The organism is Mesorhizobium sp. RSR380A, from assembly GCF_054719385.1.
Genome location: NZ_JBTTIB010000001.1, coordinates 5,103,517 through 5,126,016, shown reverse-complemented (window position 1 = coordinate 5,126,016; position 22,500 = coordinate 5,103,517). Strand labels below are relative to the sequence as shown.

Annotated in this window: 18 protein-coding genes; 11 read left to right on the top strand and 7 right to left on the bottom strand. The window is 64.6% G+C overall.

Going from position 1 to position 22,500, the window contains the following annotated elements:
• Positions 1–100: 100 nt before the first annotated feature.
• The 10 genes from ACYG9Z_RS24795 (at position 101) to ACYG9Z_RS24750 (ending at position 11,089) form a co-directional block, all read left to right on the top strand.
• Complete coding sequence (locus ACYG9Z_RS24795; protein ID WP_027049656.1) at positions 101–1,291, top strand: MFS transporter; 1,191 nt, start codon at positions 101–103, stop codon at positions 1,289–1,291.
• Positions 1,288–1,758, top strand: coding sequence for a cyclophilin-like fold protein (locus tag ACYG9Z_RS24790; RefSeq protein WP_023752070.1), 471 nt, complete (start codon positions 1,288–1,290; stop codon positions 1,756–1,758). Before ACYG9Z_RS24795 ends, ACYG9Z_RS24790 begins: the two co-directional genes overlap by 4 nt.
• A gap of 19 nt (positions 1,759–1,777) precedes the next feature.
• Positions 1,778–2,173: a (R)-mandelonitrile lyase gene (locus tag ACYG9Z_RS24785; protein WP_023697679.1), complete on the top strand. Its 396-nt coding sequence runs from the start codon at positions 1,778–1,780 to the stop codon at positions 2,171–2,173.
• 24 nt (positions 2,174–2,197) lie between these two features.
• Positions 2,198–3,214 (top strand): zinc-dependent alcohol dehydrogenase family protein, encoded by a 1,017-nt coding sequence (locus ACYG9Z_RS24780; RefSeq protein ID WP_023682961.1) that lies wholly within the window; start codon positions 2,198–2,200, stop codon positions 3,212–3,214.
• Between the two features lie 57 nt (positions 3,215–3,271).
• Positions 3,272–3,706, top strand: a complete 435-nt coding sequence (locus ACYG9Z_RS24775; RefSeq protein ID WP_027049660.1) for a lipocalin-like domain-containing protein — start codon at positions 3,272–3,274, stop codon at positions 3,704–3,706.
• 38 nt (positions 3,707–3,744) lie between these two features.
• Positions 3,745–4,917, top strand: a complete 1,173-nt coding sequence (locus ACYG9Z_RS24770; RefSeq protein ID WP_156931546.1) for an arabinose transporter — start codon at positions 3,745–3,747, stop codon at positions 4,915–4,917.
• A gap of 311 nt (positions 4,918–5,228) precedes the next feature.
• A complete protein-coding gene (locus ACYG9Z_RS24765) occupies positions 5,229–9,317 on the top strand; it encodes a Pls/PosA family non-ribosomal peptide synthetase (protein WP_023752072.1) in 4,089 nt (1,362 codons plus the stop codon).
• Positions 9,317–9,775: a GNAT family N-acetyltransferase gene (locus tag ACYG9Z_RS24760; protein ID WP_031199606.1), complete on the top strand. Its 459-nt coding sequence runs from the start codon at positions 9,317–9,319 to the stop codon at positions 9,773–9,775. Before ACYG9Z_RS24765 ends, ACYG9Z_RS24760 begins: the two co-directional genes overlap by 1 nt.
• On the top strand, positions 9,772–10,440 hold the full coding sequence (locus ACYG9Z_RS24755; RefSeq protein WP_023752074.1) for a 4'-phosphopantetheinyl transferase family protein: 669 nt from the start codon (positions 9,772–9,774) through the stop codon (positions 10,438–10,440). Before ACYG9Z_RS24760 ends, ACYG9Z_RS24755 begins: the two co-directional genes overlap by 4 nt.
• 112 nt (positions 10,441–10,552) lie before the next feature.
• Entirely contained in the window at positions 10,553–11,089 is a 537-nt protein-coding gene (locus ACYG9Z_RS24750; RefSeq protein ID WP_023712768.1) for a dihydrofolate reductase family protein, read from the top strand.
• A gap of 168 nt (positions 11,090–11,257) precedes the next feature.
• Here the strand turns inward: ACYG9Z_RS24750 and ACYG9Z_RS24745 are convergent, their stop codons facing one another.
• From ACYG9Z_RS24745 to ACYG9Z_RS24725, 5 genes are all read right to left on the bottom strand, one after another.
• Positions 11,258–12,118, bottom strand: a complete 861-nt coding sequence (locus ACYG9Z_RS24745; protein WP_023712767.1) for a patatin-like phospholipase family protein — start codon at positions 12,116–12,118, stop codon at positions 11,258–11,260.
• Positions 12,115–13,491, bottom strand: a complete 1,377-nt coding sequence (locus tag ACYG9Z_RS24740) for a M16 family metallopeptidase (RefSeq protein WP_023697687.1) — start codon at positions 13,489–13,491, stop codon at positions 12,115–12,117. The genes ACYG9Z_RS24745 and ACYG9Z_RS24740 overlap by 4 nt, the downstream gene beginning before the upstream one ends.
• Before the next feature lie 188 nt (positions 13,492–13,679).
• A complete protein-coding gene (locus tag ACYG9Z_RS24735; RefSeq protein ID WP_023750501.1) occupies positions 13,680–15,035 on the bottom strand; it encodes a M16 family metallopeptidase in 1,356 nt (451 codons plus the stop codon).
• 96 nt (positions 15,036–15,131) lie between these two features.
• Positions 15,132–15,686, bottom strand: a complete 555-nt coding sequence (gene rsmD / locus ACYG9Z_RS24730; protein WP_023697689.1) for a 16S rRNA (guanine(966)-N(2))-methyltransferase RsmD — start codon at positions 15,684–15,686, stop codon at positions 15,132–15,134.
• A gap of 47 nt (positions 15,687–15,733) precedes the next feature.
• Positions 15,734–17,917 carry a pseudouridine synthase gene (locus ACYG9Z_RS24725; protein WP_023752075.1) on the bottom strand — a complete coding sequence of 728 codons (2,184 nt, stop codon included), beginning with the start codon at positions 17,915–17,917 and terminating at the stop codon, positions 15,734–15,736.
• Positions 17,918–18,097: 180 nt separating this feature from the next.
• Between ACYG9Z_RS24725 and ACYG9Z_RS24720 the strand changes: the two genes are divergently transcribed.
• Positions 18,098–18,550, top strand: a complete 453-nt coding sequence (locus tag ACYG9Z_RS24720; protein WP_023694762.1) for a nucleoside deaminase — start codon at positions 18,098–18,100, stop codon at positions 18,548–18,550.
• A gap of 28 nt (positions 18,551–18,578) precedes the next feature.
• Here ACYG9Z_RS24720 and ACYG9Z_RS24715 read toward each other — a convergent pair whose 3' ends face one another.
• Both ACYG9Z_RS24715 and ileS read right to left on the bottom strand, forming a co-directional pair.
• Entirely contained in the window at positions 18,579–19,262 is a 684-nt protein-coding gene (locus tag ACYG9Z_RS24715; RefSeq protein ID WP_023682973.1) for a hypothetical protein, read from the bottom strand.
• Between the two features lie 201 nt (positions 19,263–19,463).
• Positions 19,464–22,445 (bottom strand): isoleucine--tRNA ligase, encoded by a 2,982-nt coding sequence (ileS, locus tag ACYG9Z_RS24710; RefSeq protein ID WP_023752076.1) that lies wholly within the window; start codon positions 22,443–22,445, stop codon positions 19,464–19,466.
• Positions 22,446–22,500 lie beyond the last annotated feature (55 nt).

Here is a 22,500-nt window from a genome sequence, read left to right as displayed (position 1 = left end):
GGATTGCTTAGTCTACTTAAATGGGTTCCCCTGCAATACCTTCTGGCAGCGACGGGAATTTGCGGCCGATCCATCCGGTCGCTTTGCCAGGATGCCAATCATGGAAACCACGTACGACACAAGGCTTGTTGAAAACCGCGCCGCATGGGGCGCGGTGTTGTCGATGGCGCTGTGTGTTTTCGTGCTCATCGCATCGGAATTCATGCCGGTCAGCCTGCTGTCGCCGCTAGCGGCCGATCTCGGCATCACCGAGGGCCGCGCGGGACAGGCGATCTCGATTTCGGGCGCTTTCGCCGTCGTGACCAGCCTGCTGGTCGCCGGCCTCACGCGCCACATCGACCGCCGACTGGTCGTGACCGGCTTCACCCTCCTCCTCATCGTGTCCGGTCTGGCTGTCGCCTTCGCGCCGAACTACGCGTTGCTCATGGTCGGCCGGGCGCTGCTCGGCATCGCGATCGGCGGGTTCTGGTCGATGTCGACCGCGATCGTCATGCGCCTCGTGCCGCAAGACATGGTTCCGAAGGGTCTCGCCATGCTGAACGCCGGCAATGCCATTGCGGCCACCATCGCCGCGCCGCTGGGCAGTTTCCTTGGCGCCTATGTCGGCTGGCGCGGCGCTTTCTTCCTCGTCGTGCCGTTTGGCCTCCTGGCGCTGGCCTGGCAGTGGACAAGCCTGCCGGCGCTGCCGCCGCGCCGGCGGAAGCGTGCCGGCAATCCGCTGGCGCTGCTCGGCCGTCTTCCCGTCGCCACCGGCATGGCGTCGATCATGATGCTGTTCATGGGCCAGTTCGCGCTCTTCACCTATCTGCGGCCCTTCCTCGAGAACGTCACCCGGCTCGATATCGCCGCCCTCTCGGCGGTCCTGCTGGCGATGGGGCTGGCCGGGGTGCTCGGCACATGGTGCGTCGGCCGGCTTTTGCGCACGCGTCTGTTCAGCATCCTCACCACCATCCCGCTGGTCATGGCTGCGCTGGCCGCCGCGCTCATCGCCCTCGGTGCACTCCCGGGTCCCACAGCGCTGCTGCTCGTTGCATGGGGCTTCTTCGGCATGGCCGCGCCGGTCGGTTGGGGCACGTGGCTCAGCCGAACGTTGCCGAACGACGCGGAGGCCGGCGGCGGGTTGCAGGTTGCCGTCATCCAGCTCGCCATCACCGGCGGCGCCGCGATCGGCGGCACGCTGTTCGATACGGTCGGCTGGTGGGGACCGTTCACTCTGGGCGCGGTGCTGCTCTGCGGATCGGCGCTCGCCGCCCTTGCCGCAGCGCATATGGCCCGGAGGTCTTTGCCATGACGATCGAACATGCGCCGCTCAGCCGCCGGACATTGCTCGGCGCCGCGCTCGCGGCGGCGGCACTGCCTCGCACAGCCGCCAGCCAGGAAGGCCAATCTCCCGTCAGCCAGGAGCCCACCGACATGAAGATCAGGATGGTTTTCAACGGCCGCACCATGACCGCCACGCTCTACGACAATCCCTCGGCGCGCGACTTCTTCTCCATGCTGCCGCTCGACCTCGAGATCGAGGATTACGCCCATAACGAGAAGATCGCCTATCTGCCGCGCAAGCTGACCGAGGAGGGAAGCGGTCCGTTCGCCGACGAGCAGCCCTACGACCTGTGCTATTTCATGCCCTGGGGCAACCTGGCCATGTTCTACGCCGACTACCGCCATCCCGGGCTGATCAGGCTTGGCCGCTTCGACGAGGGCGAGCAGGCCCTGCACATTCGCGGCAAATTCCCGCTTCGCATCGAGCGCATTTGAGGACGCAAAGGAGATCACCATGGACATTCTTCGCGCCGGCACCAGGCCTTCCGGCAAGGGACCGCCTGACTGGTTCACCGGAACGGTGCGGATCGATCCGCTCTTCAATCCCTTCGACGCCGAGCGGGTTCAAGGCGCACAGGTGACCTTCGAGCCCGGCGCCCGCACCGCCTGGCACACGCATCCGCTCGGCCAGACGCTGATCGTCGTCTCCGGCCTCGGCCGAGTTCAGCGCGAGGGTGGCCCGGTCGAGGAAATCCGTCCGGGCGACGTCGTCTGGTTCGCGCCCGGCGAAAAGCACTGGCACGGCGCGTCACCTCGGACCGCCATGACCCACATTGCCCTCCAGGAGGTCAAGGACGGCAAGGTCGTGGACTGGCTGGAACATGTCAGCGACGCCGACTACGGCGCCTGATCTCTCCCCTCGAAAGGAACCAACATGCTTGCAACCGTTCTTCACAAACCGGGCGACATCCGCTGCGAGGAAATCGCCGATCCGAAAATCATGCGGCCGACGGACGCCATCATCAAGCTGTCGGCAAGCTGCATCTGCGGCTCGGACCTGTGGCCCTATCGCGGGCTGCAGCCGGTCGCGGGGCCGATGCATATGGGCCACGAATATTGCGGCATCGTCGTCGAGGTCGGCGCAGAGGTGCGCACGGTCCGCCCCGGCCAGTTCGTCGTCGGGTCATTCTGCCTCTCGGACAATACCTGCCCGCATTGCCGCTTCGGCTTCCAGTCGTCTTGCGTGCAGCGCGAGTTCATGTCGGGCGCGCAGGCGCCTTACGCTCGCGTACCCTTGGCCGATGGCACACTGGTCGCCACCGCCGAGGTGCCGCCGGCCGACCTCATCCCTGACCTGCTGGCGGTGTCCGATGTGCTCGGCACCGGCTGGTATGCGGCCGACGCAGCCGAGGTCCGCGAAGGATCGACGGTGGTGGTGGTCGGCGACGGTGCGGTCGGCCTGATGGGCGTGCTTGCGGCCAAGGAGATGGGCGCCGAGCGCATCATCGCCATGAGCCGGCACGCCAGCCGCCAAAAGCTCGCCCGCGAGTTCGGCGCCACCGACATCGTCGCTGAGCGCGGCGAGGAAGGCGTGGCCCTCATCAAGGAACTCACCAAGGGCGTCGGCGCGGACTCCGTGCTGGAATGCGTCGGCACGGGAGAATCCTTCGACCAGGCGCTGGCCTGCTCCCGCCCCGGCGGCACCATCGGCTATGTCGGCGTGCCGCACGGCGTGAACTTCGACGGCCAAAAACTATTCTTCGGCCAGAAACGCATGCTGGGCGGCCCGGCGCCGGTGCGCCGCTTCCTGCCCGACCTGATGGACCGTGTGCTGCAAGGTCGGATCATGCCCGGCAAGGTCTTCGACCTCAAGCTGCCGTTGGCCGAGGTCGCTGAAGGCTATCGCGCCATGGACGAGCGTCGCGCCATCAAGGTCATGCTTTCGGTGTGAGCAAGATCGGGCGGACGGCCTGTGCGCACCCACAACTCAGAAAAGGAACAACGACATATGACTATGAGATTAAAGATTGCCGCCCTTGCGCTTGCCCTTTCGGTCGCCACGCCGGCTCTCTCGCAAGAATCCGCGATCATCGGCGCATGGCGCATGATTTCGCTCGAGGCCGGCTCCGAGGGAAACCTGAAGCCCGTGTCCTATTCCGGCCAGGTCATCTTCACCGAGGCCGGCACCCTCTCGGTGCAGGCGCAGAACCCCGACCCCAAGGCGCCGGACACGCCTTACACGGCGAATGGCTACGAAGCCTATTACGGGCCGGTCGCCATCAACGACCAGGACAAGACCTTCGTCATCACCATCGAGTCCTCCCTGGTCCGCAACCTTGTCGGGAAGAGCATGAAACGCAAATTCGAGGTCTCGGACAACAAACTCGTCCTCACGCCTGACAACCCGGCCGAAGGCTGGCGCGTAACCTACGAACGCTACTGATCCGAACAGTTGGGCTGCCGATGGCCAAAATGGCGCGGATGTCAGACCGAAATGGCGTCATGGCGGAACTGGTGCCGATCATGGCGGCCGTCTTCACCGGCTTCCTGCTGATCGGCCTGGCGCTACCCGTCCTGCCGCTGCATCTTCACCAGCAGCTCGGCTTCGGCCCCTTCGCAGTCGGGCTGGTGACGGGCAGCCAGTTCGTCGCCTCGATGCTGTCGCGCATCGGGGCTGGAAACTATGCCGATGGACGCGGCGGCAAGCGCGCCGTCGTCGTCGGCCTCGTTGCCGCTGCCCTTGCCGGGCTATTTTACCTCGGCTCGCTGGCATTGCTCGACCGGCCGGTAGCGTCCGCATCGGCGCTGTTCGCCGGACGGGCGGTGCTGGGCGCGTCCGAGAGCTTCATCATCACCGGCGGCGTCGCCTGGGGCCTCTCCGTTGCGGGCGGACAGAACTCCGGAAAAGTCATAGCCTGGGTGGGCACGGCGATGTTTGCGGCGCTCGCGCTGGGGGCGCCGGTCGGATCTGCGCTTTATGCGGCGAGCGGTTTCACCGCGATCGCGCTCGCGACGATCATCCTGCCGCTGGCGACGCTGCTTGCCATCCTGCCGATGCGCGGCACCAGCGCCGCCTCGGGCAGCGTGCCGCAGTCATGGAGGAGCGTGGCGAAAGCGGTCTGGCTTCCTGGCGTCGGAGCTGCTTTCAGCAGCCTCGGCTATGGTGCTATTCTGGGCTTCGGCGCCCTGCTCTTCGCCGAGCAGGGCTGGCAGCCGGTATGGCTTCCTTTCACGGCCTATGCTGCGTCTCTGATTGTGGCAAGGCTGTGCTTCGGCCACCTGCCCGACAGGCTTGGAGGCGCACGCGTCGCCGTGATCTTCGTTGTGGTCGAGGCGGCAGGGCTGATGCTGATCTGGCTTGCGACCGGGCCTGTTGTCGCCGCAATCGGAGCGGGTCTGACTGGCCTCGGCTACTCGCTGGTCTATCCCGGCCTCGGCGCCGAGGCCGTAGGCCGTCTTCCGTCGCGCAGCCGCGGCCTGGCCATGGGACTCTACACCGTCTTCCTCGACGTGGCGCTCGGCTTCGGCAGTCCGGCGCTCGGCCTGGTCGCCGCGTCGACCGGGCTGCAATTCGTCTTCTTCGCGGTCACGGCGGCAACGCTTCCGGCGTTGGGCATCGCTCTGCTGCTGGGTCGCCGTAGCGCTCCATTGTAGACAGCTCGCCGGCGCCGTCCGCATGAGGTTCGCTCATAGTCTCTTTCCGGGCTGCCACCAACGCTGAAGCCCTCCCCCGCAAGGTGCAGCGAGCGGCCGGCCAAGCTCCCCGCCCAGACACACTCCAGAAACAAAATTCAACAGTTCGGAAAAACCGGCGAAAAGATCGGGTGGCATAAGCTTCCCGGTCGGGATTCCGGGTTCTTCCTTTTTGGAAGCCCTCCACCAACAAAATCGCAGCGGCGGCGTAGTGCCTCCTCCAGCGGCGGCGGCATGAACAGCCGGGCAATGCCCGGCGAGGACGAGAAAGTATGGAAATGGACTACGATATCGCCGAACTGGACAGCGACGCGGCAACGGCGATCGGCAGCCTGGCAAGCATCGATGCGCTGGCAAGGATCGCTCGCGGCCCGGCAAGGGACGGCCAGGTCCTGACGGGCGCCGACTTTGCCCTGCAGCCGGGTGAGCGGCTCGATACGGTGTTCGAGCAGCTCGCCGTGACATTCGCCACGTTGCCGGCGGTGATCTCCGACGGACGCGTGTGGACCTATCAGGAGCTGAACAGCCGTGCCAACCGGTTCGCCCGCATGCTGATCAAGCACGGCGTGCGGCCGGGCCACCGGGTCGGGCTCATCCTCGACCGATCGGCGGAAACCTATGTGGCGTTGCTGGCGGTGATGAAGGCGGGGGCTGCCTTCGTGCCGCTGGCCACCGCGTTTCCGCAGGAGCGGATGGCGCTGATCATCGAAGACGCCGCCGTCAGCATGATCATCACCATCGCCGCCTATGCGTCGCGCGCCGGTCAACTGCCCGTTCCCCATGTGCTGATCGACAGCGCCGTCGCCGAAATTTCCGCACAGTCGCCCGCGCCGCTGAAGCCGCAGGCGAACGACGACATCTGCTACATCCTCTATACCTCGGGCACCACCGGCAAGCCCAAGGGCGTGGTCATCACGCACCAGAGTTTCGTCAATTTCATACACGTCGCCGCCGCCTCCTATGGCTACCGGCCGGGCGACCGGGTCTATCAGGGCATGACCATTGCCTTCGACTTTTCCTCCGAAGAGATCTGGGTGCCGTTCGTCGCCGGCGCGACGGTGGTGCCGGCACCTGGCCAGATGCCGCTGGTGGGCGAGGAACTGGCGGATTTCCTGCGCCTCCATGACATCACCTGCATGGCCTGCAGCCCGACATTGTTGTCGTCGATGACATCGGACGTTCCCAGCCTGCGCACGCTTCTGGTGGGCGGCGAGGCCTGCCCGCACAATCTGGTGGTGCGCTGGTCGAAGCCGGGCCGGCAGATCCTCAACACCTACGGGCCGACCGAGGCGACCGTCACCGCAACGATGGGGGCGCTGACGCCGGACCGTCCCGTCACAATCGGCGCGCCGTTGCCGACTTACTCGATCGTCATTCTCGACGCTTCGCTGCCGCAACTTGCCGAGCCCGGTGAACTGGGCGAGATCGGCATTGCCGGCATCGGGCTCGCCGTCGGTTATCTGAACCGGCCGGACCTGACCGACCAGAAATTCATCGCCGATTTCGTCGGCCTGCCGAACAACCCGTCGCAGCGCATCTACCGCACCGGCGATCTTGGCCGGATCAACGATAGCGGCGAGATCGAGTATGCCGGGCGCATCGACACGCAGGTGAAGATTCGCGGATATCGCATCGAACTCGGCGAGATCGAGGCGGTGCTGCTCGACCAGCCCGAGATCGCCCAGGCCGCCGTGACCACCTGGGAGATCGAGCCCGGCCGCGTCGAACTCGTTGCCTATTACGCGCTTAAAACCGGCGTAGCGGCGGTTTCCCGTGCGGATCTCGCCCAGACGATGAAGCGGCGGCTGCCCGACTACATGGTGCCCGCCTATCTGGAGGAGCTGCCCGCCATCCCGATGACCGTCTCCAACAAGGTAGACCTGCGCCAGCTGCCGAAGCCGACGAGCATCCGGCTTTCGGCCGATCGCACGATGGTGCCGCCCGCCAATGAGGACGAGCGTTTCCTGGCGGAAGCGCTGGCCACGGTGCTGAAATTCGACGCGGTGTCGGTCGAGGATCACTTCTTCGACGATCTCGGCGCCAACTCCTTGCTGATGGCGCATTTCTGCGCGCGCGTGCGCACCAGGAAGGAATGGGCGACGACGTCGATGCGCGACATCTATCTCTATCCCACAGTGGCGCGCCTGGCGCTGCATCTGGGGGTAGCGGAGGAGATGACGACGGCAACCAACGAGCCGGTCCTCACCCGCCGGGCCTCGAATTTCGCCTACTGGACCTGCGGCGCGGCGCAGCTTTCGTTCTACGGCCTCTACAGCTACGTGGCGCTCTGGGCGATCAATGACGGCCTCAACTGGATGTATGACGCGCTCGACGATCCGCTGCAGCTCTATATCCGGTGCGTGGCGCTCTCGGCCGCCGTGTTCTTCGGCATGTCGGGCTTTGCAGTCCTGGCGAAATGGGTGCTCATCGGCCGCTGGAAGGCCGAGGCGTTTCCGATCTGGGGCGTGCGCTACTTCCGCTTCTGGGTGGTCAAGACGTTGATCCGCACCGCACCCGTCGTGCTGTTCCGCGGCAGCCCGCTCTACAGCCTCTATCTGCAGCTGCTCGGCACCAAACTCGGGAAAAACGCCGTCATCGAATCGAAGTCCGTGCCCGTCTGCACGGATCTTATTTCCATCGGCGCCAACACCATCCTGCGCAAGGAATCGATGATCCTCGGCTTCAGGGCCCAGTCCGGTTATATCCACACCGGGCCGCTGACCATCGGCCGCGATGCCTTCGTCGGCGTCGGCTCCACGCTCGACATCGACACCAGGATCGGCAACGGCGCCCAGCTCGGCCATTCGTCCTCGCTGCATCGCGGGCAAAGCATTCCCGACGGCGAGCACTGGCATGGATCGCCGGCGGTGCCGACCACGGCGGACTATTGCAAGGTGCGCAATGTCAATCCTTACCAGGTCCGGCGCTTCCTCTATGAAGCGCTGCAGCTGGTCGGCCTGTTTGGCCTCGTCACCCCGCTGCCGCTCCTGTTCCACAGCTACTGGGAATATGTCGGCGACGACTATCAGGAGACGATCGGCCTTGTCGCAATCGGCACCACGGTCACGCTTTTCGGCTATATCGCGGCGGCTTTCCTGGCAGCGACGCTGGTGCCGCGCCTGACGAGCCTGATCTTGAAGCCGGGCCGCACCTACACGCTTTACGGTTTCCGCTACTGGCTGCAGACCGTCGCCGAATTCGCCAGCAATTCCCGCGTGCTCGGGCTCCTGGCCGGCGACAGCTCGGCGATCGTGCACTACATGCGCGCCATCGGCTGGAACCTCAACAGAGTGGTTCAGACCGGTTCCAATTTCGGCTCCAACCAGCAGCACGAAAACCCGCTTCTGTGCGAGATCGGCACCGAGACCATGGTGTCGGACGGGCTGTTCATGATCAACATGCACAAGTCCGCCTCGGCCTTCAGGCTCGAGCCGACGCGCATCGGCGAGCGCAACTATCTCGGCAACAACATCTATTATCCGCCGGACGGGCGCACGGGCGACAACGTCCTGCTCGGCACCAAGGTGATGATCCCCATCGACGGGCCGTTGCGCGAGAATGTCGGCCTTCTCGGTTCGCCCGCCTTTGAAATCCCGCGCATGGTGAACCGCGACAAGGAGCTTATCGCGGGCGTCGACGAGGCAGACCGGCGCCGGCGCATCCCGTTCAAGAACCGCCACAACCTGGTGACCATTCTTCTGTTCCTGGCAACGCAATGGGTCATGCTGTTCGTCACGCTGGCGATCTGGGACCGGGCGCTGAACTACTATACGGAATGGGCGGAGGTGGCGCTGTTCGCCGCCGTCATCTTGACCTCGGCGATCACCATTCCGTTCTACATTCTGGTCGAGCGGGCAAGTCTTGGTTTCCGCGGCTTGAAGCCGCAGATGACGACCATCTACGACGTCGCCTTCTGGCGCCACGAGCGCCACTGGAAGCTGGCGGATTCGCCCATCGTGCGCCTGTTCGCCGGCACGCCGTTCCGGCCGATGATCCTGCGCCTGCTCGGCGTCAAGGTCGGCAGCCGGGTCTATGACGGCGGCAGCAATTTGACCGAGCGTTCGCTGGTCGAGATCGGCGACGACGTCACGCTCAACGAGGGCTGCGTGATCCAGGCCCATTCGCTGGAAGAAGGCGCGTTCAAGTCCGATTTCATCCGCATCTGCGATGGCTGCACGCTCGGGCCTTCCGCCTTTGTCCACTACGGCGTGGTGATGGGCAAAGGCTCGATGGTCGACGCGGACTCCTTCGTGATGAAGGGCGAAGAGCTGGAGCCCAACTCGATCTGGCGGGGCAACCCGGCCAAGCTGCATCGCTTCGTCGAGCCGCTGCCGGAGGATAGCGTCAAGGCAACGGCTTGATGGGCGCAGACGTCCGTCTCGTTTCGGTGACTGCGGCCAACCGGGCCCTGGTCGCGGCTCTGGAACTGGCCGCGGATCAGATCGATTTTGTCGCCAGCAATGCGGAGTCGCTGGACGAAGCCGAAACCGACGGGGACGCACGGCCGCGCGTCGTCATGGCAGGGGATCGCGTCGTCGGTTTCCTGATGTATGAGGCGCCAGAGGACGACGACGAGGCGCGGATCTACCGCTTCATGATCGATCGCGTCCATCAGGGCCAAGGCTACGGCAAGGCCGCTTTGCGCGAAGTGCTGGATGAAATCATGCGGCTCGGCCACATCAGCCACGTTTCGATCTGCTACGAACCTGGGAATGAAGCGGCACGCCGCCTCTATCGCGCTGCCGGTTTCGTCGAAGAAGGGCCCGACGAGGACGGGGAAATGATCGCCGACCTCGCTCTGCGGGGCGAACAGCCATGACGCGCCCGCTCGATGCCGGCGCCAGCCTGTCGGCGCAGTTGCTGGCGGCGATGGCCGCCATGGCACCCGCCGGCGTTCGGATCGGATGCCGCACGATCCGCGAAGGCGATGAGAACCATTTGCTGCCGCAGGAAGCACGCTCCATCCCGTCACGCCTGCCGCTGATGCGGCGGGCGAGTGGCGCGGCGCGGTGGATCGCGCACGAGTTGCTGGCGGATATGGGCTTGAACGACGTCGCTATCCTCCGCGGCTCCTCCGGCGCACCGGTATGGCCTCATGGAGTAACGGGGTCGCTGGCTCACGACGACGAGATGGCCGTGGCGGCCGTCGCGCCGCTCTCCCACGTCGCCTCGCTCGGCATCGATATCGAGCCCGCTTTGCCCCTGCCCGACGACATCTTCGCGCTGGTTGCAGCCCCCGCTGACCGGATCGACGCAACCGACTTGTATCTTGCCGGTCGCATCCTTTTTGCCGCCAAGGAAGCTGTCTACAAGGCCGCCTACCCGCTTGATGGCGAAGTGCTGGGCTATGAGGACATCACCGTCGATCTCGACGCAAGCGACGCTGTGACGAAGACGGGCCGCAGAGCGAGACTGGTTTACTGCGTTGCTCCGTGTGTGGTCGTTCTGGCGTTTGTCGATGGTGTCCGAAGCGCCCCCCTTTAAGCGCGATGGGCCAGCGCCCGACAGCAACGCCTGCTCAACAAAGCGCTTTTTTTCGCAGAGCGGTCGCAAAAGGCTCACACGGTTCGTCCTTTGACAGAAGAAGGAGAGCGCCATGAGAAACCTTATTGTCACCGAATTCATCAGCATCGATGGCATCGCCGAGGTCGAGAAGCTGCCCAGCGTGACCTGGAACGATGAGATGCAAAGGTTCAAGGAGGACGAGCTTGCCGACAGCGGGGCCATGCTTCTGGGGCGCACGACCTACGAGATTTTTGCCGGCTCTTGGCCCAAGGAAACCGGAGACTTCGCCGACCGGTTCAATGCGCTGCCGAAATATGTCGCGTCGACAAGCCCGAAGGCACTCGACTGGAAACCGGCCGAGTTGCTGAAGGGTGTGTTGCCGGAAGCGGTTCGGGCGCTGAAGCAAGGCAGCGGCGGCAACATCTATGTGCATGGCAGCCTGAGCGTCGCGCGGGAATTGCTGCGCCATGGTCTGGTCGATCGCGTCAGGCTGCTGAGCTACCCTGGCTCCGTCGGGGAGGGCAAGAAGCTGTTCCCGCCCGATATGCCGGTGGCGTTGGAGCCGATCTCGACCGTACAGTTCAGCAATGGCGTGGTGGCGCTGGAATATGCGGCTGGGAGGGTGTGAGACGCTGGTGGGGTAATCTCCCCTTTAGGGGAGATGTCGCCGAAGGCGACACAGGCGGTCGGTCCGTCCTGACGCAACCTCCTATCGACAGTAGGAGGTCTAGCTTCACGCGAGACGACCCCCTCTGGCCTGCCGGCCATCTCCCCCTCGAGGGGGGAGATCGGCAGCTCACCCTACTTTCTTCCCCCGCTTGCCCTTGGCACGCGCCTCGACCACTCTTTCCACCTCGCGCTTCAGTTCGTCCTTGACCTCCTGCGTCTCGGCCATCAGCGTGTCGATCTTCATGAAATCGAGCACGCGGTATTTCGACACTGGCGGGCGGATCAATATGTCTGGTGGGCGCTGGTTCAGCTTGTGGGCGATGATCGACTGCATCATCAATTGCGTCGCGCCGTACATCAGGTCGACCGTGGTCGGGTGCTTGCGCTCGGCCTCGCTCGGCGCGCCGACGACGTCGATGGCGATGATGATGTCGGCGTCGTTTTCGATGAGGTCGAACGGCACCGGATTGTAGATGCCGCCGTCGATCAGCACGCGGTCGTCGCGCGTCACCGGGCGGAACACGGCGGGAATGGCAGCCGAGGCGGCGAGCGCCGAATGCAGGTCGCCCTCGTCGAAGACGGCCAGCTTGTGACCGAAATAGTCCGTCGCCGTCACCTTCAGCGGGATTTTCAGCTCGGCGAAGGTTTCCGGGATGGCTTCCGGCAGGAACGCCTTCAAGATGCGCTCTATGTTGAACTGGCTGACGCGGATGCCGCCCTGCATCGCCTCGGCGATGGTGCCGGGACGCGAGCGCCACATGCGCGCCGCCACCTCGGCGCGGCGGCCGAGGATCGAGCGGGCGTAGTCCTCGATGTCCTTTCCGCTCATGCCCGAGGCCATGCCGGCGCCCATGATGGCGCCGATCGAGGAGCCGGCGATGGCCACGGGCTTGATGCCGAGCTCGTCCAGCGCCTCGACGATGTGGATATGGGCGAGGCCGCGCGCGCCGCCGCCGCCAAAGGCGATACCGAAAGTCGGACCTGTCATTTGGCCTCCAGCTTCGGCCCGATGCTCATAATCGCGGGCGCCGGCGTCAGCAGCTTCTTCGCCGCTGCCTTGACCTGATCGAGCGTCACGCCGTTGATGAGCGCCGCGCGGCGCTGCACGTAGTCGATGCCGAGATTGTCGAGCTGCAATTCCACCAGGGTCGCGGCAATGGCGCTGGAAGAATCCAGATTGCTGATAGCATAGGAGCCGACCATGTATTTCTTGGTCGCGTCCAGCTCGGCCTCGGTCGGCCCCTCCTGCGCCATCTTCTTGACCACCTCCTTGACGATGGCGAGCGTCTCGGCGGCGCGGTCGGAACGCGTCGCCGTGGTGATGATCAGCGCATTGGAATGCTGGTGGTCGACCAGGTTGGAATCGACGGAGTAGGCCAAGCCGCGCTTTTCCCGCACCTCGTCATAGAGGCGCGAGGTGAAGGTGCCGCCGCCGAGAATCTGGTTCATCAGCACCGCGGGGAAGAAATCCGGCGCATCGCGCTTCACACCGGGGTAGGCAAACTGCAGCGAGGTCTGCGGCAGGTCGTAGTCGACCTCGAGCTGCTGGCCGAGCTTCAGCTCGGTATCGGCAACCGGTTGCAGCACCTGCTTTTCCGGCAGATCGCCGAAGACCTCATCGAGCTTCCGTTTCAGCGTCGCGGCATCTATGTCGCCGACCACCGCAACATGCAGGCCGCTGCGGGCGAAATTGGCCTTGTGGAAGGCAGCCAGATCCGCTGCCGTGATGGTGGCGATGCTGTCCTTGGTGCCCTGGTCGGGCCTGGAATACGGATGGTCGCCATAGATGGCGCGCAGCCATTTGGTTTGCGCGACGGTGTTGGGGTCACGCTCATTGGCGATGATGCCGGACAGGATCTGGGCGCGGATACGGTCGATCGGCGCCTGGTCGAAGCGCGGGCTGGTGACCGCCAGCCTGAGCAGGTCGAAGGCCGCATCCTTCTGCTCGGCCAGCATCCGCATCGCGCCATAGGTGCCGTCGCGCGCCGCTTCGAAGCCCATTTCGGCGCCGGCATCGTCAAGCTTGATCTGGAAGGCCTCGCTGTCGAGGTCGCCGGCGCCCTCGTCGAATAGGCCGGTCATCAGATTGACCAGCCCTTCCCGCCCCGCCGGATCCTGCGTCGAGCCGCCATCGAACACGAAGCGGATGGCGACGATCGGAATGGAGTGGTCCTCGACCAGCCAGGCGTTGACGCCTTTCGATGAGGTCACCGGCTGAATGTCCATCGCGTGCGCGGCAAGCGCCGGCAGGATGAGGAAGAAGATGCCGAGGAACAGTGTGGCGAAGACGTGGAGAACCGCGATGCGCCTATGAGTAATCGCATCAGGCCATTGATCGCCAAGGTCAGCTCCGCCCCTCATCGCGCTGCCGGGCACTTCTCCCCGTATAGTGACGGGGAGAAGGGGTCTCGCCGCGACGCTGGCGCTCTTCTTACGACGCTGATGGTTGGCGAAATCGACGATGACAGCGCCCCTCTCCCCGTCACTATAGGGGGAGAGGATGCCGGCAGGCAGGTGAGGGGCAGCGCTAACGCTCAATCTCGTCATCATCAATTCCCCGCCTGTTGCTGCGGCAAGAGATAGCCGGTCGTCGTACGATCGAGCAGCAGATAGCGTGCGGCGACCGCCTTGATCTCATCGGCGGTGACCTTGCGAATGCGGTCCGGCCATTCCTCGATATCCCTGACGTTGCCGCCGGTGGCGAGCTCGGCGCCGTAGAGATTGGCCATCTCGTCCTGCTTGTCGCGGGCGAAGATCATGGCCCTGATATAGCGGGCCTTGGCCTTCTCCAGCTCATCGGCGGTGACGCCGTCCTTGACGATGCGGGCGATCTCGGCGTCGACGGCCGCCTCGACGTCGCTCAGCTTGGCGTCGCCGCGCGGCGCGCCATAGACGGTGAAATTGGTGGCGTCGAGCATCGTACCCTGGAAGAAGGCGCCGGTCGCCGATGCGATGCCTTGCTTGACCACGAGTTGCTGGTAGAGCCTGCTGCGGCTGCCGCCGCCAAGGATCTCTCCCAGCAGGTCGAGCGCCTCGGCCTCGCCGGGTTTTGCCGTGTGGTAGGACGGAACCACCCATTGCGTCGAAAAGCTCGGCACCGAAACGCGCCCATCGGTGAGCGTCACCGTGCGCTTGGTGTTCTGCTCCGGCTCGACCGGGCGGATGCGCGGGGGCAGGTCGGGACCGCGCGCGACCTTGCCATAGGTTTTTTCGGCCAGCGCCTTCACGACCTCCGGCTCGACATCGCCGGCCACGATCAGCACCGCATTATTGGGGCGGTAGTATTTGTCATAGAAGGCAACCGCATCGGTGCGGTTCAACTGCTCCATCTCCTGCATCCAGCCGATCACCGGAATGCGGTAGGGCTGGTTCTGCCAGAGCGTCGCGTCGACCTCTTCGTCGAGCACCGCCTGCGGATTGCTGTCGATGCGCGCGCGGCGCTCTTCCAGGATCACGTCGCGCTCGGTCTTGATGACCTCGTCGGTCAAGATGAGGTTGCGCATGCGATCGGCCTCGAAGCTCATCATCTCACCAAGTGCCGAGGGCGCCACCGTCTCGTGGAAGGCAGTGTAGTCATATGAGGTGAAGGCGTTGTTGGAGCCGCCGATGGCCGATATGGCGCGGTCGAACTCGCCCGCGGCGTGGTTGGTCGTGGCCTTGAACATCAGGTGTTCGAAGAAGTGCGCTATGCCGGACTTGCCTGGCGGCTCGTCGGCGCTGCCGATCTTGTACCACACCATATGGGTGACGATGGGGGCGCGATGATCGGGAATGACCACCACCTCCATGCCATTGTCGAGCAGGAAGTTGGCCACCTTGCCATCATCCGCGGCCAGGGCCGGGCCGGCCATGGTCAGCGCGGTGGCGAGCAAGGCCCTCCGCAGCCATTCAGTATGAGATGTCATTGATGGCTCCGGTTGTTATCGCGCGACGATAGGCAAGGTCAGCCGCGGAGGCAAAGTGAATTGTGCGTCATTTTGAAGGCGCCGATCGCCACACCCTTACGCAAGCTCGATGAACCGGACCACCGTCTCGCCGTAGTTTCGTTCATCAACCACCGAGAATTCCGGCCCAATCTCGAAGGGCGCCGAGGCGGCTTCCTCGATCACGCAGAGCGCGCCGGGCAGCAACCAGCCGCCATCCCTGGCCGAGCGCAGGGCGCGCTCGCCAAGGCCCTTGCCATAGGGCGGATCGGCGAAGACCAGGCCGAATGCCGCAAGCGTACCGGCCTCACCCAGGGCGGTCGCGTCGCGGCGGAAGATCTTGGTGCGGCCGGTAAGGCCAAAAGCTTCGACATTGGTGCGGATCAGGCCGCGCCCTTCGGCCGATTCTTCGATAAAGACGCCATAGGAAGCGCCGCGCGACAGCGCTTCGAGGCCGAGAGCGCCGGTGCCGGCGAAAAGGTCGAGCACACGCGCGCCGTCGAGCTTGTCGGCAAAGCGGTGCGCCAACACGTTGAAGACGGCCTCGCGGGCGCGGTCGGTCGTCGGGCGGATGGCATGGTCGCGCGGCGTCGCCAGCGGACGCCCGCGAAATTGGCCGCCGACGATTCTCATTTATGCCCGGGTCTCATTTAAGGCCGGATCTCATTTAAGTCCCGGCATCATCTGGTCCTCGGGCCCTTGGGACCGTTGCGTGGCCGCTCGCCGCCCCGACCGCCATCCGGACGCTCGCCACCCGGCTTGCCGAACGGCTTGGCTCCGCCCGGCTTGCCATCGGACGGCTTGCCATAGGACGGCTTGAACGACGCCTTGCGCGCCTTGGCCTCGGCCGCCTTGGCGGCATCGGCTTCCGCCCTGCCCTTGCCGATCGGACGCGCGCCCGGCGCCATCCAGACATTAGCCTTGCGCTGGCCCGGCGGATCGATCGGCCGCTGCTCGCGCTCGGGCTTCTTGCCGCCGCGCGGTTTGTCACCAAAGGCGCCGCGCGGCTTGTCGCCGAAGCCTCCACGGGGCTTGTCGCCAAAATCGCCGCGCGGCTTTTCGCGAAACTCGCTGCGCGGCTTGTCCGAAAACTCGCTGCGCTCGGGTCTCGGGCCGCGTTCGCCAAAGCTCTTTTCCGGCCTCGCGCCCCTTTCGGGACTGGTCGACAGCTTGCCGAGCGCTTCGTCGCGGCTGCCTTCGCGGCGCTTGCGGTTCTTGATAAGACCGCCCTCGCCGATCGGCCGATGGTCACCCTCGCGGGTGACTTTCGGCCGTTCCGGCTCCGCGTCACGCTCTCGCCGCACCGGCTGGTTGGAAAACGGCTTGATGATCTCGGCGTCGAAATTGGCGCCGGATTCCTCGACCAGTCGCTCGCCGAGCTGGTCGCGCAAGACGCGGCCCTTGATCTCCAGCACATGGCCTTCGGCGAGATCGTCGAGCTGGAACGGTCCGTAGGAGATGCGGATCAGCCGCGTCACGTCGAGGCCGAGCGATCCAAGGATGTTCTTCACTTCGCGGTTCTTGCCTTCGCGCAGGCCGATCGTCAGCCACGCGTTGGTGCCTTGTTCACGATCGAGCGTCGCTTCGATGGCGCCGTAGAAGACGCCGTCGACGGCAATGCCTTCACGCAGGCCTGCGAGCATGCTTTCCTCGACCTTGCCATGAACGCGCACGCGGTAACGGCGCAGCCAGCCAGTGGCAGGCAGTTCGAGCACGCGCGACAGACCGCCATCGTTGGTGAGCAGCAGCAGGCCTTCGGTGTTGATGTCGAGGCGGCCGATGGTCATCAGCCGTGGCAATTCGGCCGGCAGCACGTCGAACACGGTCTTGCGGCCCTCGGGGTCGCGGTTGGTGGTAACGACGCCGGCAGGCTTGTGAAACAGGAACAGGCGGGTGCGCTCGATCGGCGGGATCTCCATGCCGTCGAGATGGATGATGTCGCCCGGCATGACGTTGAAGGCCGGCGAGGTCAAAGCCCGGTTGTTGACCTTGACACGGCCCGCCGCGATCAGGTCTTCGGCGTCGCGGCGCGACGCCAGGCCGGCGCGGGCCAACCGCTTGGCGATACGCTCGCCGGCTTCTTCCGCATCTGCCGGACGCGGGCGCGGCTTGAAGGCGCCGCCAGATGCTTGCGGCCGGTCACCACCGAAATCGCGCTTGGGGCGATCGCTGAAGTCACGCTTGGGACGATCTCCGGCGTCGCGCTGCGGGCGATCGCCAAAATCGCGCTTTGGCCGGTCAAAACGCTTTTCGCCCTCGGCGGAAGCAGGCCGATCGCCACGCGGTGCGTAGGGCTTGCGAGGCCCTTCACGCTTTTCGAAAGGCTTGCCTTCGGGACGCGGCCCCTTGCTGAACGGCCGATCGCCGCCCTTGAAATCGCGCTTTGGCCGCTCGCCATCGGCCGCAACCGGCCGATCGCCGCGCGGTGCATAAGGCTTGCGCGGCCCCTCGCGCTTTTCATACGGCTTGCGTTCACCCTCGGCCGCCATAGGGCGATCCCCACGCGGCGCATAGGGTTTGCGCGGCCCTTCGCGCTTTTCATACGGCTTGCGCTCGCCTTCGGCTGCCATCGGCCGGTCACCGCGTGGTGCATATGGCTTGCGCGGTCCCTCGCGCTTTTCGAAGGGCTTGCCTTCGGAACGCGGACCTTTGCTGAATGGCCGGTCGCCACTTTTGAAATCGCGCTTGGGCCGCTCGCCCTCAGCCGCTGCGGGCCGGGCGCCGCGCGGTGAATAGGGTTTCTTGGCCCCGAAGGAGGGTTTGCCGCTTTTGCCGGCGGCGCCATCGCGGCGCGGCCCCGCGGCTCCAGGGCCGCTTTTGCCCGGGCCTTTGTGGCGCGGAGATTTCTTGTCGTTGTCGTCCATGTGGCCTTTGCCTTGTTGCGCTGCTACAGCGTGGCGCATCCTTTCGGACGCGCAAAGGACGCTATAGCACTTTGATTTGGCGCATGATCATTTCCGAAAATCTGTTCCGATATTCGGGTTGACGCGCTCCATAACAGGATCACCGCCAAGTGGCGAGGAGATAATCGGAATGGAAACCGCGTGAAGCGGCCGGATTTCATGGCGCTGGCGCTGAAAGAGGCGCAAGCCGCCGCCTTGCGCGGAGAAGTTCCGGTTGGCGCCGTCATCGCCAGCGGCGACACGGTGGTGGCATCCGCCGGTAACCGCACCCGCGAACTTGCCGATCCGACGGCGCATGCCGAAATGCTGGCCATCCGCGCGGCCTGCCAAACGCTCTCCAGCGAGCGGCTGACCGGCCACGACCTCTATGTGACGCTGGAACCCTGCGCCATGTGCGCAGGCGCCATTTCCTTCGCCAGGCTGCGCCGGCTCTATTTCGGCGCGGCCGACGAGAAGGGCGGCGCGGTGGTCAACGGCGTGCGCTTCTTCGCCTCGCCGACCTGCCACCATACGCCCGACATCTATCCGGGCATGGCCGAGGCCGACGCGGCGCTGCTGCTCAGGGAATTCTTTCGGGAAAGACGCGAAACGTAGAGCCTTCAGCTACCGAAGGCGACGGTTCCTACCAGGAGGGCAGCCAGTCGAAGAGCCCGCCGCTCTTGCCCTTGGCGGCCGCTTCCTTCTTGAGGCGGCGTTCCTTCTTGTATTCATCCTCGCCGAGTTCGCCCTGCGGCGCCGTGTCGGAGGCAGCTCGATAGGCCAGAGGCGGCTCGCTCAGATATCTGCGAGTGTTGGGGTCGCCCTGCTTTTGCTCTGCGGTACGGCGCTGGATCTCGGCGGCGCGGCCCTTGTCTGAATCCTTCGGCGACCAGGCCGGCGGGTGGCTGGAGCCCGAATCCGCCAGCGCCTTCTTCACGGAAGCCGGATCGGTCTGCACGTCATCGACGATCCCCGACTGATAGGACGGGTCGTCCTGGTGGGCAGTGGCGTCGGCACGCAGGCGGGCGCGGCGCTGCTCGGGCGATTCGGGCCAATCGGTGCTCGCCGTCTCGATGCTTTCCTGCGGCGGCGGCAGCACTTCCTTCTGCCCCGGCGCCGGCTTTACCAGCTCCGGACGCGGCCTGTAGTCGATCTGTTCCTTGTGCTTGGGCGTGATCGCGAAGGCGCCGGAAAGGTCTCCGGCAAGCTGCTCGCCAGCCGTCTTGTCGGTGCCGTAGGTAGGCGAGCCCATGCAACCGGACAGAGCGAGGCCGGACGCGACAAGCGGCGCCAGCAGCGCAACGCGCACGGAAGTTCTGTCGATCATGCCAAAAAGTCCCACTCTAGACAGCCTCTCGATCGTCACCGGCCAAAGGCCCGGTCCCCATCGTCCACGCTCTTGCGACGGAATTCCGGCGACAATTTGTCTTCCGGAGTTTCGCGTGTTTATCTCAACCACTCGTTAAGGGCAACGCGCGGGCGGTTTTCGCCCACGCGGCATGGCATTTGTGCACCGGCTTATGAGCAGTCACAAACGTCCCAGAGCCTTGAGTTCATGCAGGACGGCGGCATCGCGGGCAGACACGTCGGGGAATTCCACGTCCTGCCCGACATCGGCGGTATAGCGCCACGAACGCGCGCATTTGACCAAGCCGCGGTCCTCGGCCTTTTCGACCACCACCGCGACACCTTTGACATCGTCGAGCGCAAAGGCGCCTTCCGGCGCCTTACCGTGGGCGATGACGAGACCGCTGGTGATCGCCATTTCGGCCATGTCGACATCGGCGATCGCGGCTTCAAGCGCGGCATCGTCGAGGGTCACGACCGGCACGGCTTCCAGCGAGGCACCGATGACCTTCTGAGCGCGTGCGATCTCGAGCGCGCCGGTGACGACTCGGCGGACCTGCCGCACCTTGCGCCATTTTTCCGCCAGTGCCTCGTTCTTCCACTCGGCCGGAATCTCGGGGAACTGGTCGAGATGCAGCGAGACAGCATCCGGATGACGGTCGAGCCAGGCTTCTTCCGTGGTGAAGGGCAGCATCGGCGCCAGCCATTTCACCAGGCAGTCGAAGAGGTGGCGCACCACTTGCACCGAGGCCTTGCGCTTCACGCTGCCGGGCCCCTCGCAATAGAGCGCGTCCTTCCTGATGTCGAAATAGAAGGCCGACAGCTCGACCACCATAAAGTCCAGCAAAGTGCGGGTGATGCGTTTGAACTCGAACGCGTCGTAGCCCGAGCGCACGACCTCATCGAGCTCGGCCAGCCGATGCAGCATCAGCCGCTCCAGCTCCGGCATCTTTTCGAGCGGCACTTCCTCGCCATCGTCATGGGCGAGCGTGCCCAGCATCCAGCGGATGGTGTTCCTGAGCTTGCGATAGGCATCGATGTTGGTCTGCAGCACGTTCTTGCCGAGACGCTGGTCTTCCCAATAGTCCGTCGTCACCACCCACAAACGCAGAATGTCGGCGCCGGACTGCTTGATGACGTCCTGCGGCACGACGGTGTTGCCGAGCGATTTCGACATCTTTCGCCCCTCTTCATCCATGGTGAAGCCATGGGTGACGACGGTGTCGTAGGGCGCCCTGCCCCTGGTGCCGCAGCTTTCGAGCAGCGAGGAGTGGAACCAGCCGCGATGCTGGTCGGAGCCTTCGAGATAGACGTCGGCCGGCCATTTCAGGTCCGGACGGTCTTCTAGCGTGAAGACATGCGTCGAGCCCGAATCGAACCAGACGTCGAGGATGTCCATCACCTGCTTCCATTTGGAGGCATCATGATTGCCGAGGAAACGCTCCTTGGCGCCGGCAGCGAACCAGGCGTCGGCGCCTTCCTGTTCGAAAGCATCCATGATGCGCTGGTTGACGGCTTCGTCCTTCAGCACGTTGCCATCCTCATCGGCAAAGACGGCGATCGGCACGCCCCAGGCGCGCTGGCGCGACAAGACCCAATCCGGGCGTTCCTCGATCATGGCGCGGATACGGTTCTGGCCGGCCGCCGGCACGAAGCGTGTGTCGTCGATCGCCTTCAGCGCACGGCTGCGCAACGTCGTGCCGTCGCCGAGGTCCTTGTCCATATAGACGAACCATTGCGGCGTGTTGCGGAAGATGATCGGCTTCTTCGACCGCCAGGAATGCGGGTAGGAATGCTTCAGCCGGCCGCGCGCGAACAGCGCGTTGCGCTTGATCAGTTCGTCGATGACCGCCTGATTGGCATTGCCCTTCTTGCCGTTGTCGTCGATGACGCGCGCGGCGCCACCTTCACGGTCCGGGCCGAAGCCTGGCGCGTCTCTGGTGAAGAAGCCGGCGTCGTCTACAGTGAAGGGGATGGCAGGGTCGATGCCACGTGCGCGCAAATCCGATGCTGCATCCATCCAGGCATCAAAGTCCTCGCGGCCATGGCCGGGCGCGGTGTGGACGAAGCCGGTGCCGGCGTCGTCGGTGACATGATCGCCGGCCAGCATCGGCACGGCGAATTCGTAGCCGCCGCCGAGACCTTTGAAGGGATGTGAAAGTGTAAGGCTTCCAAGCTCTTCGACCGAAACGCTGCGAAGCCGATTCAAGGTGACCTTGGCCTTGGCCGAGGAGTCTTCGGCAAGCGCATCTGCAAAGATCAGCTTTTCACCGGGCTGTGGACCGAACGAATTTTCGGCTGCTGTAACTTTATAAAGGCCGTAGCCGATCCGTGACGAATAGTTGACGGCACGGTTGCCGGGGATCGTCCACGGGGTTGTCGTCCAGATGACGACGTGGGCGTTGTCCAAAAGTGCAACGCTTTCCGGAACGCGCATGGACGGTGCAGCGTCTGATGCAAAGTGCTCAACGCTCCAAAATCCTGACACAACTGGAAACTTCACCCAGATCGTGTCGGACTCATAGTCCTGGTATTCGATCTCGGCCTCGGCCAGTGCGGTGCGCTCGACCACGCTCCACATCACCGGCTTGGAGCCGCGATAGAGCTGGCCGGACATGGCGAACTTCAACAACTCCCCGGCGATGCGCGACTCCGAGTGGAAAGCCATCGTCGTATAGGGGTTCTTGAAATCGCCGACGACGCCGAGCCGCTGGAACTCGCCGCCCTGCACCGTGATCCAGTTCGCGGCGAAGTCGCGGCATTCCTTGCGGAACTCGTTGACCGGCACCTCGTCCTTGTTCTTGCCCTTGGCGCGGTACTGTTCCTCGATCTTCCATTCGATCGGCAGGCCGTGGCAGTCCCAGCCGGGCACGTAATTGGAGTCATAGCCGCGCATCTGGAACGAACGGGTGATGACGTCCTTGAGGATCTTGTTCAGCGCGTGGCCGATATGGATGTTGCCATTGGCGTAGGGCGGGCCGTCATGCAGCACGTATTTTTCGCGGCCGGCGGCCGCCTCGCGCAGCTTGGCGTAAAGGTCCATATCCTGCCAGCGCTTGACCAGCAGCGGCTCTTTTTCAGGCAAGCCGGCGCGCATCGGGAAATCCGTCTGCGGCAGATAAAGCGTCTTGGAATAGTCGATCGTTTCAACAGTGTCGGTCATTGGTCTGCCATATGCATTGCCCGGCGGGCGTAAAAGCTCGGGCGTGAACTATCAT

Excerpts from the sequence above, each read along its gene's own strand:
- ACYG9Z_RS24795 (WP_027049656.1), top strand. The coding sequence starts at position 101 with ATGGAAACCACGTACGACACAAGGCTTGTTGAAAACCGCGCCGCATGG.
- ACYG9Z_RS24725 (WP_023752075.1), bottom strand. The coding sequence starts at position 17,917 with ATGGACGACAACGACAAGAAATCTCCGCGCCACAAAGGCCCGGGCAAA.
- ACYG9Z_RS24765 (WP_023752072.1), top strand. The coding sequence starts at position 5,229 with ATGGAAATGGACTACGATATCGCCGAACTGGACAGCGACGCGGCAACG.
- ACYG9Z_RS24755 (WP_023752074.1), top strand. The coding sequence starts at position 9,772 with ATGACGCGCCCGCTCGATGCCGGCGCCAGCCTGTCGGCGCAGTTGCTG.
- ACYG9Z_RS24735 (WP_023750501.1), bottom strand. The coding sequence starts at position 15,035 with ATGACATCTCATACTGAATGGCTGCGGAGGGCCTTGCTCGCCACCGCG.
- ACYG9Z_RS24780 (WP_023682961.1), top strand. The coding sequence starts at position 2,198 with ATGCTTGCAACCGTTCTTCACAAACCGGGCGACATCCGCTGCGAGGAA.
- ACYG9Z_RS24775 (WP_027049660.1), top strand. The coding sequence starts at position 3,272 with ATGACTATGAGATTAAAGATTGCCGCCCTTGCGCTTGCCCTTTCGGTC.
- rsmD (WP_023697689.1), bottom strand. The coding sequence starts at position 15,686 with ATGAGAATCGTCGGCGGCCAATTTCGCGGGCGTCCGCTGGCGACGCCG.
- ACYG9Z_RS24745 (WP_023712767.1), bottom strand. The coding sequence starts at position 12,118 with ATGACAGGTCCGACTTTCGGTATCGCCTTTGGCGGCGGCGGCGCGCGC.
- ACYG9Z_RS24785 (WP_023697679.1), top strand. The coding sequence starts at position 1,778 with ATGGACATTCTTCGCGCCGGCACCAGGCCTTCCGGCAAGGGACCGCCT.
- ileS (WP_023752076.1), bottom strand. The coding sequence starts at position 22,445 with ATGACCGACACTGTTGAAACGATCGACTATTCCAAGACGCTTTATCTG.
- ACYG9Z_RS24740 (WP_023697687.1), bottom strand. The coding sequence starts at position 13,491 with ATGAGGGGCGGAGCTGACCTTGGCGATCAATGGCCTGATGCGATTACT.
- ACYG9Z_RS24750 (WP_023712768.1), top strand. The coding sequence starts at position 10,553 with ATGAGAAACCTTATTGTCACCGAATTCATCAGCATCGATGGCATCGCC.
- ACYG9Z_RS24770 (WP_156931546.1), top strand. The coding sequence starts at position 3,745 with ATGTCAGACCGAAATGGCGTCATGGCGGAACTGGTGCCGATCATGGCG.
- ACYG9Z_RS24790 (WP_023752070.1), top strand. The coding sequence starts at position 1,288 with ATGACGATCGAACATGCGCCGCTCAGCCGCCGGACATTGCTCGGCGCC.
- ACYG9Z_RS24760 (WP_031199606.1), top strand. The coding sequence starts at position 9,317 with ATGGGCGCAGACGTCCGTCTCGTTTCGGTGACTGCGGCCAACCGGGCC.
- ACYG9Z_RS24715 (WP_023682973.1), bottom strand. The coding sequence starts at position 19,262 with ATGATCGACAGAACTTCCGTGCGCGTTGCGCTGCTGGCGCCGCTTGTC.